This window comes from Companilactobacillus mindensis DSM 14500 (assembly GCF_001434275.1).
GTDB classification, from domain to species: Bacteria; Bacillota; Bacilli; order Lactobacillales; family Lactobacillaceae; genus Companilactobacillus; species Companilactobacillus mindensis.
In genome coordinates this window covers 18,738-29,492 of the sequence record NZ_AZEZ01000083.1, presented here as the reverse complement: position 1 = coordinate 29,492, position 10,755 = coordinate 18,738, and the positions used below count along the sequence as shown (strand labels likewise).

The following is a 10,755-nucleotide window of genomic DNA, read 5'->3' as shown; positions in this document are numbered from 1 at the left end:
GTGGTGTGAGAGGTCGGTAATTAAAAGTTACCTCCTACTCGATTTATCGTAAATAATATATCGAATTACTAGATCTAAAATTTTAACACTAATGTAAAACAAATAAAAAATCGTTTAGTCTGGAATGGAATTCTGGTGGATGCTCAGCCGTGGTAGTCTCTTGGCTGGCGTCCTTTGCCAGGTTAGAGACAGACAAGCTTAGAGACAATTTGAACTGTAATTGGCTCTAAGTTGCTCTCACTGCGTTCCAGCGTCCACCAGAATTCCATGGAAGACGGCAGTGAACAACCAAACTTGAAAAAGAACCATATTTGGAATTAGCGGTTTATTTTTTTATGCAGTTTTTACTTTACTAACTTTTACAGTTTTAGGCATGACCAAGTTGAGAATGATAGCGGCAATAGCGGCTACGGCAATTGGTGAACCTAATAAGTATTGTAAGATCTGTGGAGCATTTTTAGTAACACTGGCTGGCAAGAGAACTAGGGCCAATGTCAATACGATAGGAATACCAATAATGTAAAGGTCACGGTCAGTTGTTTCGATACCTCTAATAACGTTGAGTCCGTTGAGCATAATCGTCACGGTAATAATGGCAAAAACGCCACCGATAACTGGAGCAGGGATAGCAGCGAGAAAGGCTGACAATTTACTGAAGAAACCTAAGATAGAGAACCAAATGCCGGCGAACAAGAAGACTCGTTTACTAGCGACACCTGTGATCGAAATGACACCAGCGTTAGTTGAGTAACCAGTAACCGGTGTGGTACCTAAGAGAGCAGCGACCATACAACTGATACCTTCACCGATGATACCGTGGTTCCATTGCTTGTTAGTGATCTCGTGGTTAGTGACGGCACCCATGGCAAACCAAGTACCAGTAGTTTCTGTCGTTATAACGGCGTAGATGATGATGAAGGTGATGATAGCTGAAGGGCTGAAGTGAATGCCCCAGTGCAAGATAGTTCTTTGTGGGAAACCAAACCAAGCAGCATCAGCGACTTCTTTCCAGTTGAATAATCCCATCATAGTTGAAACAATCGTACCGACACCTAGAGCTAAAATAATTGAACTGGTTCTAAAGAATCTGCGGACCTTAGGGAACTTCAAACTGATACCGACAGAAACCAATAAGGTCAAAGCTGTGATCGAAGCTAAAATAATGTTGTTGTCGATTTTACCAGGAGCGTTGAAAATATTGCTGTTTAGAGCTGTGGGGATCAATGAAAGCCCCACACAAGTGATGATAGTTCCACCTACTAGAGCGGGAACTAAGCGGTTGATGATCTTTTGGAAAACACCAGTAGCGCCCAAAATAATTAAAATAATTGAGCCAACCAGTAACGCACCGATCAAGGTTCCCATACCATTTCCTTTAATACCGCCAGATGCCAAAACGACACCGGCAGCAGCCCCAAGAGGGACGAAAGATGGACCTTGCGAAACAGGCATCTTCATGAAGACAAAGGTTTGCAAAATCGTACCGATCCCGGCGGCTAAAAAGGTTGACTGCAAGAGCCCCATTTGGTCGCCCAGACCCATGGCCATCATACTGGCTAAAATTATTGGTGGAACGTAGATATCCATTGCTAAGACGTGTTGTAAGCCTAAGAATCCAGCTTCACCAAAACCGACTTTATCATCGGGACCAACTAATAAACTACTTTGACTTTTATTTTCCATTATTTTTCTCCTTGGTTATGTACTAATTTGCCTGATACATAAACTTGTTTAATATTCTCTTTGGTCGTGTGATAAACGAGTCGCTCAAATACATCTTGTGGATCATTTGAAGCGATATCGAAGTATTGATCTTGCACAATTTGCAAGTCAGCTTTGAAACCGGCTTTGATCTGACCGGTTTTAATGTTTAAAGCTGAAGCGCCACCGATCGTAGCAAGATAAAAGGCATTAGCGGCTGTGATCCGTGCTGACTCTTTGCCAGAATCTTGTAACATTTGCGATGACATGATTGTTTGTTGCATGTTGCGATAAATACTTGGTGAGAATCCTCCAGAGATATCAGTCCCGAGACCAAGCTTGACGTTTTTTCGATGAGCGTCGTTGATTCGAGTGACTGAATTTCCAAAGTAAACATTGGAGATAGGGCAGTGAGCTAAAGCTGTCTGCCGTTTTGCAAATAAATCTAGATCTGAATCATTTAACTGTGTTCCGTGTGCCATGACCGACTTGTCAGTCAAGAGGCCAAATTGGTCGAGAACTTCGGCATCGCGTTTTTGAAAACGTTGGAGCGCATAGTGATCTTCCCAAATGCTTTCACTGCAGTGCGATTGAATGGGGAGATCGTATTTAATCGCCAAGTCTCCTAAGCCTTGCAAAGTTTCATCTGTGCAGCTAGGTACGAATCTTGGTGTAATGACTGGGGTCAATTCGGCGCCGGTCTGTTGGGATAACTTTTGCATTTCAGTGATAAAATGCTCCGTCTCTGTTAAAGCGACCTTAGATGAACTATCCCGGTAATATTCTGGGGTTTCTTTAGGGTTATCCATAGCAACTTTTCCAATGAAAGTCCGTTGTCCTAATTGAGCACAAATTTTAGCTAAAACTAAGTTAGCTTTCGTTTGAACTGAACCAAAGTACAACCCAGTAGTCGTACCATTAGCCAATAGTTCTTGAACTAAGCTTTGGTAGACTTTTTGGGCAAAGTCCAAATCAGAGAATTTAGCCTCTAAGGGAAAAGTATACTTGTTCAGCCACTTTTCCAGTGGTTCGTCCAAAGCTAATCCAGCTTGGGGCCACTGTGGTGCATGAATATGTAAATCAGTGAATCCTGGTAATAAATAAGAACCGTCTTGAATTTTTAAAAGGCGGTCGGTATCTAATGCAGCTTGCTTGACGGACTGATAATCAATATCAGTAGCGGATATAACGCGGTCAATTGTTCCTGACTGGTCTACACATATAAGAACATCTGGTGTGAAATCCGCCTTGTCAAACGTAGCTGAAGAGATGGTGCTTCCCTCAAAAACTATTTGATAGGTGATAATCTAACACTTCCTTAAATTTTATATAGGTAAGGATAACATGAATAATTATGTAAATAAATAGTAAAATGTTCGCTTTTTACCGAAATAAATAATAATTATTTAAAAAAGTGGTTATAATATTCATTTATTTGAAAAATATAAATTTCATGTATCCGCTTTTAAAGGTTGGTATAACAATATTGGGTAAAAAAGACTTTTATATTATTAACTGGTTAAAAAATATATTTAAAATAAAAATTTTCTTGTTAGCGATAGGCAAGATGTCTATAATTTTTTGTACGGGAATTTTTGAATAGTGGGGGAGATTTTGTGCAAGAAAAAATTGAAAAAAACTTAATGCCGATTGCTGATCGATTAGCAAATAACGTCGTTTTACGTTCGTTACGAGACGGCTTTTTGATCATAACGCCCTTGATCATTGTTATTTCGATCTTCCTATTGATAGGTAACTTTCCGATCCCGGGTTGGACGAATTTTTGGGTAGGAATCTTTGGCCAACGTTGGTTGGATTGGTTCAGTGCTATTTCCGGTTCGGTTTACAATTTCATTGGTTTATTATCTTGTTTGAGTATTTCATATATTTATGGAAAGAATCGCGGGCTTGAGCCAATCAATACTACTGTGGTGGCTGTCGTAGTCTTTTTGATTTTGACCCCAACGACGGTTAAAGTTGATCAAACTACTGTCTCAGCAGTAAAGACAATGTATCTCGGTCCTAATGGAATCTTTTTAGGACTGTTGACGGCTTTGATCAGTGTCGAGTTATTTCGTTTTGCTATCAAACGTAATTGGACGATCAAGATGCCCAAAGGATTGCCAGAAATGGTCAGTCAATCGTTCAGCGTTTTGCTGCCGAGCGGTTTTGTGATCTTAGTTTTCTTTTTGATAAGGATATTATTCAGTCTGACAAGTATGAAAACAGCATACAATTTCATCTATATAACGCTACAAGCGCCCTTAAAAAACGTGGGGAATTCACTTGGGTCAGTCTTGCTATATATTCTTTTGGCATCAGTTCTGTGGTGCTTTGGTATCAACGGTCCTTCAGTAGTTAACAGTGTCTGGTCGCCGATTTTCTTTGTTTTGACCCAAGATAATTTGAAGGCTTTTCAAAGTGGAAGAGCTTTGCCACATATTTATACGGAACAATTTATTGAAAACTTCTCGACTTATGGTGGGGGTGGCAGTATTTTGTCACTACTAATAGTAATGTTGCTCTTTTGTAGATCTCAACGGATCAAAGAGTTAGGCAAACTGACTATTTTACCGAGTATCTTTGGCATCGGTGAGCCGTTGATCTATGGATTGCCGGTAGTCTTGAATCCAATCATAGCGATACCTTTTGTAATAACGCCTTTAGTCAATGTTTTGTTGTCAGGTATGGCTTTTACGTTCCATTTAGTGCCATATACTAACGGTGTGATGTTGCCTTGGACTACGCCACCGATCATTTCGGGCTGGTTGACAACTGGCAGCATTTGGGGAGCAGTTTTGCAGTTGATCGAGATCATCATTGGTATTTTTATTTATTATCCATTCATCAAAGTTTTGGATCGACAGTATTTAGCAACTGAAAAAAATTAATCACCAAAAGAACCGCAAAATCTGACTGATTTTGCGGTTCTTTTGGTCAATAAACCTTACAATTGAATTAAGATGATAAAGGAGAATGATGATGGATTATAAACTGATTGCATTAGATATGGATGACACGCTTTTAAATAGTGAAAAGATAATTTCTCAACGTAACAAAGCAGCAATCGTCAAGGCTTTGCAACAAGGAATCAAAGTTGTTCTTTGTTCAGGACGAACACACAATGCGGTGGTAAAATATGCTGATGACTTAGGCATAAAAGGTGCTGACCAGTACATGATCACTAATGGTGGTGCAATTATCGAAAACTTGGCCGGTGAGATCGTCTTTCAAAGAACGATGACGAATGAATTTTATCGTGAATTCGTTCAATTCATTAAAGACAATGACTTGCATTACAACGTGGTTGACAATCGTGGTTATACGTACACCAGCAGCCGTGATCTGATTGACAAATATACCGTGATGCAAGCTTATGAGAACGACAATGGACTTTATTTGAAAGAACCAGACGACTTGCCAAGCGACTTTGAAATCGTCAAAGCGATCATCAATGGTTCTGAAGCTAAATTGGATGCTATTTCCGAGATGGTGCATCAACGTTTTGACCGAGATTACTTTGTAGTTAGAACTGGCGTTGGTTTCTTGGAAATTTTCCCTAAAGATGTCAATAAAGGTGAAGCAGTCAAGAATTTGGCAAAGAAACTCGACATCAAACTCGATCAAGTTATGGCGATGGGAGATCGCGACAATGATATTCCAATGTTAAAAATCGTTGGGAAAGGTGTTGCGATGGGCAATGCGATGCCAGGCGTCAAGGAAGTCAGCGACTATGTAACGAGTGACTGCAACCACAGTGGCGTTGGTGAGGCAATTGAAAAATTTGCTTTGAAATAGTCTTTATTTAAAATTAGAAAAATCCTTGATTTAGGTTGGGTATCCTGTTTTAAGAGAGTTAATGAAAACTCTTTCTTAAAAAAGGATACTTTTTTTATGGAAAAATTAAGCGATTATTAGAATCCATAAAACGCTTTGGCATGGTGATTAGACGATTTATTTTAAAAAAAAGACGATACGTATAGACTTTTATTAGTAATTATTTAATAATATTAATAAAATATTTGACAGATTAAAATGAAGTGCTAATCTTACATTAAAATTCAATCAAAGGGGACTAAAATTTATGAGTAAATTGATAGGAATCACAGCAGATGTTTTCCTCGGGGAAACCACAGCTATCAACGAGAAATTAATGGACTTTGTACCACGTCCCGCAGTCAATGCCGTCTTGGCAGCTGGAGGTATTCCAGTCAGTTTACCGTATATTCCCAAAGAAAAGATCAATGGGCTGTTGGAAAGATTAGATGGGGTGATTTTTCCAGGCGGACCGGATATTGATCCAACCTTCATGGGTGAAGAGCCAATTCCCGAATTGGGCGTAACGAATCGAGATCGAGATGTCTTTGAGATAGCTTTGGTTAGAACAGCCGTAGCAACTAAAGTGCCGATCTTAGGGATCTGTCGGGGAGCGCAAATTATTGATGTAGCCTTGGGAGGCAGCGTCTATCAAGATTTAGAAAGCCAATATCCAGGAAAAGTTTTAAAACACCATCAGTCAGCTCCAGGCGATCAACCGACTCACTTTGTGTCAGTCGATCATGATTCAAAACTATTTAAGACGATTGGCGACAACGTTTTTGTTAATTCGCGACACCATCAAGCAATAAAAGCAGTACCCGAAGGCTTGCATATTGTGGCTAAGGCGACTGACGGCGTGATCGAAGGAATTGAAAACGACGATGCCTCAGTTCAAGCGGTTCAATGGCACCCAGAAAATATGTGGGAGCATGATTCGCGACAATTAGATATTTTTAAAGATTTTATTGAACGCATTTAATAGACAAATTGTCCTTATAAATAAATATTGTCATTATATTGTTATAAAATATTTAATTTGATTAAAAACTCAATTGACACGAATTCTCAGAGTGCTAGGATTATTTTTAAAATTAAAAAAAGAGGTCATGGATTTATGAGTAAATTAACTGAAACTTTCACAAATATTTTAATGGATGTCAGAAATGGCTTAGAATCTCAGATTATGAGAACCGTAAATAGTGAAGAAGTTTCAGTTAATTTGGCATACCTTCTTAAAGTTACCGACGAGCAGCAGCAGGTCCAGCAGCAATTAAGCAGCTTTAGACGTTGGGGAATAAAAAACTTTAATAATATAGAAGGTAAAAATCATGAAGCAAGCAGTTGCAATGGGTGGTACCAAGACTAAAGATATTACGGTCGTCAAGTCAAAGAAGATGGGTTTTTGGACGGTATTGTTATTTGGAATCAATAGTATTATTGGATCGGGAATCTTTTTATTACCAAATGAAGGTATGCGGCTATTTGGGCCAGCCAGTATTTTTGTCTTAGCATTTGATGCTTTGTTGGTGTTGTCGATCGGTCTGTGTTTTGCGGAAGACTCGAGTTTGTTCGATGAAACTGGCGGTGCTTATGTGTACGCAAAAGCAGCCTTTGGTAACTTCGTAGGGTATGAAGTCGGTTTTGTAACGTGGACGATTAGAATCATTGCTGAAGGAACGTTGTACGTCGGGTTTGCTACTGCCGTCGCCGGGGTCTTTCCACAGCTGAACACCACGTTTGATAAAGATATTATTGTGACCGTTATGGCTTTGACCTTAATGACTGTTAATCTGTTTGGTATTAAAGTCGCATCATTTTTAAACAATACAGTTACTGTTTCAAAGTTATTGCCACTGATAGTTTTTATCGCTATTGGTATTTGGTTTATCAAAGGGAGCAATTTTACGCCCATGATTCCAGCCTCAGTTGGAAGTCATGGTTCGTTTGCTAAAGCAGCGATGACAATGTTCTTCGTCTTTACCGGAATTGAAAGTTCTGTAGTTGCTGCTGGAGAGATGCAAAATCCTAAAAAAGACCTGCCCAGAGTTTTGATCATCGTCATCTTGGTAGTGGCAGCTTTTTATATTTTAGTTCAAGCAGTTTGCATTGGCGTTTTGGGGACTTCACTTGCTAAAACTACTACACCGATTCAAACGGCTTTTGGTTCAATGGTAGGTGATTTTGGTAAATATCTAGTTGCTGCCGGTACTTTGATGTCGATTGGCGGTGTGGGTTTTTCTACTTCGTTTATAACGCCACGGTTCGGTGTAGCGATGGCTGAAAATGGTATGATGCCAAAAGTTTTAACTCGAAAGAATCGCTATGGCGTGCCCCATATTGCCATTATTATTTCCGCATTATTAGGACTGATTGTGGCTGTTTCTGGCAGTTTCAACACTTTAGTCCAAATCAGTGCTGTTTCTAGGTTTGCTCAATATATCCCTAGTTGTTTAGCCGTATTGGTCTTTCGTAAAACGATGAAAGATCGTAAATCAGGCTTCAAATTGCCTTTTGGTTGGGTGATTCCAGTCTTTGCTATCTTAGTATCATTATGGTTGTTAGTTCAAACTAGCCTTTCTAATCTGATCTGGGGCTTTGGAGCGCTGTTAGTAGCCGTACCATTTTATTTTATGACGCGTAAGAATTTTAAATAAAAAATACAAGCTGTCTACCTAAGGTAAAAATAAGTCCTTTTCTTATAAAATTAAGCGGGTTTCATATTACAATATCCCTGATTAATTAGATATTAGGAGGATATTATGACGTATAAACTGATGGCCATTGATATCGATGGGACCCTGTTAAATGATGAACAAAAAATAACCCCTAAAAATATTCAAATGATCCAAGCTGCTATGCACAAGGGAACGAAGATCGTTTTGTGTACAGGTAGGGATTATCAAGGCGCAATTAGCAATGCCAACCGCTTAGGCTTAAAGGGCAGCGATGAATATATGATCTACTTTGGCGGCAGTAGGATCCAAAATTTCGATGGCAAAGTGATCTATCAAAAGACGTTGGCAGAAACCGATGCAATTGAATTGATCAATTTCTTTACGGTCCATAAAATTCGTTTCGATTTAATTGACAGTGAAGGTGTACATTCCACGAGCTATCAAACTTGGGCGAAGAGGAGTGCAAAAAATCCAGATTTAAAAATCATCAAGTTTTTATTGACGACTAATGAAGAAGATTTAGCCGAAACGGCGGCATTGTTGCATGTTAATTATGATCAGAGTTACTTTACAGTACAGACGAGTGCCACGGAATTGGAATTATTTCCTAAGGGAATCAATAAGGGCACAGCTTTGACATATTTAGCTAATTATTTGCAGATAGATTTAGCTGATGTCGTTGCGGTTGGCGATATGGACAATGATATTCCGATGTTAAAACGCGTTGGCTTGAGTGTTGCTATGGGTAACGCCATCATAGCAGTTAAGAAAATTTGCGATATTGAAACGGCCGATAACAACCACAGTGGCGTAGCGAAAGTTATTAGTGATTATGTTTTGTAAAAAATGAACTAATTTCTAGATATAGGGACTTTATTTGTTTTTCATTATTAGTATCAAGAATTTAGATTTTAATAATTAGATATTTTATTTAAAATAATACCAAAATAGGTCATCCATTTTTTGAATGTGTAATGAACCCCTCGCGTTGGAGAAATCCAACGGAGGGGTTTTCTTATGCCTAAATATTCAATCGAAACAAAAATACATGCAATAAAACTTTATACGTCTGGAATGGGGAGTACCACTATTGCTAAGAAATTAGGTATTCATAAGAGATCAACGATTCTTAGATGGATTAATTTGTGGAATACAAAAGGATTAAATGGATTGAAACGTTCAAAAAGATTGCCAAGATATTCTCCTTCCTTCAAAATGAAAGTAATAATTTGGTTGGTGAAGAATAAAGCATCCTATCCACAAACGGCCAGACACTTTGATATTTCAAATGAAAGTACCGTTTGGTCATGGAAACATCAATACGATGTTTACGGTGCCGATGGTCTCGCTGACCGCAGGAAGCGAGACACAAATATGACTGACAAAAAGAAATTGACACCAGAACAAGAGAACAAAGAACTAAAGAAACGTTTAGAATACTTAGAAGCTGAGAATGAGTACCTAAAAAAATTGAGGGCCGTAATGCATCAAACCAAAAAAAAGCCAAAGTAATAGATTTATTACGGCCCAAATACAGTCTATCTTTACTTCTAAAGGTTTCAAAAATGAGTTCTAGCAGTTATTTTGATGCCCGTAAAAGAAATTATGGAGCTCATTATAATGAAGATGAATCAATCATCAAAGATATTGAAGATATCCGTAACGATCCTAAGATGATAGATGCATTGAGTCTGGGCTATCGCCCACTGACTCAATATATCAATCAAAAGCGCGTTAATCGTAATGAATCGGTTATTAACCATAAACGTGTATTACGTGTAATGAAACAGAATGGACTATTAAGTAGTGCCTACTCCAGAAAGACGAACAAATATAACAGCTTTGCAGGTGAAGGACATAAACGTCATAAGAATCATATTAGACAACGCTTTATCACTGATAGACCATATCAAAAGCTTGGTACTGATGTGACTGAAGTACGTTGGGGTAAACAAACTACAGATGAAAGATTGTTTATTTCATTATTCTGCGATTTCTACTCCGGTGAAATCGTGTCATATAGTATTTCATTACATCCAACTACGAAATTTGTATTAGAGTCATTATATCCAGTAATGGAACTCGCCAAAGGCGTTCCATATCTAACAACGATCCACTCAGACCAAGGAATCCAATATCAATCAAATAAATATCAAATGATTTTATGTCGTTCAAATATTAGACAGAGTATGTCGCGCAAAGGTACTCCTTACGATAATTCACCAACAGAGAGTCTTATTCATAAAATGAAGATAGGAACAGTTTTAAATCATAATTACGCTACGCAAGCGGAGCTTGTAGTGGCCATAAAAGAATGGATCTATTACTATAATCATGAACGGATTCGTCAATCAAACAATTGGGAAACACCAATTGGATTTAGAGAATCATATACATCAAAAAACGCCTAATCACCGTTAAGTGATTAGACGTAAATTTTATAATTAACTCCAATTACCGGGGTTCATTACAATGGATGGCCTATTAGTGTATCTAAATAATTGTATGTAATCAAGCTTGTTCTATGCCCTAAACGAGTTCCACAAGCTAGATTTCTATG

At 38.4% G+C, this 10,755-nt stretch carries 10 protein-coding genes; 8 read left to right on the top strand and 2 right to left on the bottom strand.

The genetic code is table 11. The features are described from left to right. Positions 1–333 precede the first annotated feature (333 nt). Together FD29_RS07585 and guaD are read right to left on the bottom strand one after the other, a co-directional pair. Positions 334–1,683: a uracil-xanthine permease family protein gene (locus FD29_RS07585; protein ID WP_057888339.1), complete on the bottom strand. Its 1,350-nt coding sequence runs from the start codon at positions 1,681–1,683 to the stop codon at positions 334–336. After that, positions 1,683–2,993 (bottom strand): guanine deaminase, encoded by a 1,311-nt coding sequence (gene guaD, locus FD29_RS07580; RefSeq protein ID WP_057888338.1) that lies wholly within the window; start codon positions 2,991–2,993, stop codon positions 1,683–1,685. Before guaD ends, FD29_RS07585 begins: the two co-directional genes overlap by 1 nt. A gap of 324 nt (positions 2,994–3,317) precedes the next feature. Here guaD and FD29_RS07575 point away from each other — a divergent pair, with 324 nt between their 5' ends. From FD29_RS07575 to FD29_RS07540, 8 genes are all read left to right on the top strand, one after another. Continuing rightward, positions 3,318–4,592 (top strand): PTS sugar transporter subunit IIC, encoded by a 1,275-nt coding sequence (locus FD29_RS07575; RefSeq protein WP_057888337.1) that lies wholly within the window; start codon positions 3,318–3,320, stop codon positions 4,590–4,592. Between the two features lie 85 nt (positions 4,593–4,677). Continuing rightward, positions 4,678–5,499 carry a Cof-type HAD-IIB family hydrolase gene (locus FD29_RS07570; protein WP_235804282.1) on the top strand — a complete coding sequence of 274 codons (822 nt, stop codon included), beginning with the start codon at positions 4,678–4,680 and terminating at the stop codon, positions 5,497–5,499. Positions 5,500–5,785: 286 nt separating this feature from the next. Then, a complete protein-coding gene (locus FD29_RS07565; RefSeq protein ID WP_057888335.1) occupies positions 5,786–6,499 on the top strand; it encodes a gamma-glutamyl-gamma-aminobutyrate hydrolase family protein in 714 nt (237 codons plus the stop codon). Positions 6,500–6,634: 135 nt separating this feature from the next. After that, positions 6,635–6,886 (top strand): hypothetical protein, encoded by a 252-nt coding sequence (locus tag FD29_RS07560; RefSeq protein ID WP_057888334.1) that lies wholly within the window; start codon positions 6,635–6,637, stop codon positions 6,884–6,886. Beyond that, on the top strand, positions 6,849–8,174 hold the full coding sequence (locus tag FD29_RS07555; protein WP_235804281.1) for an APC family permease: 1,326 nt from the start codon (positions 6,849–6,851) through the stop codon (positions 8,172–8,174). The genes FD29_RS07560 and FD29_RS07555 overlap by 38 nt, the downstream gene beginning before the upstream one ends. Positions 8,175–8,279: 105 nt before the next feature. Next, positions 8,280–9,038 carry a Cof-type HAD-IIB family hydrolase gene (locus FD29_RS07550; protein ID WP_057888333.1) on the top strand — a complete coding sequence of 253 codons (759 nt, stop codon included), beginning with the start codon at positions 8,280–8,282 and terminating at the stop codon, positions 9,036–9,038. 174 nt (positions 9,039–9,212) lie between these two features. Further along, the gene (locus tag FD29_RS07545; RefSeq protein WP_057888332.1) at positions 9,213–9,707 is read left to right on the top strand and encodes a helix-turn-helix domain-containing protein; all 495 of its coding nucleotides are present in this window, start codon (positions 9,213–9,215) and stop codon (positions 9,705–9,707) included. After that, entirely contained in the window at positions 9,665–10,606 is a 942-nt protein-coding gene (locus tag FD29_RS07540; protein ID WP_147007912.1) for an IS3 family transposase, read from the top strand. The genes FD29_RS07545 and FD29_RS07540 overlap by 43 nt, the downstream gene beginning before the upstream one ends. The last annotated feature ends 149 nt before the right edge of the window (positions 10,607–10,755 follow it).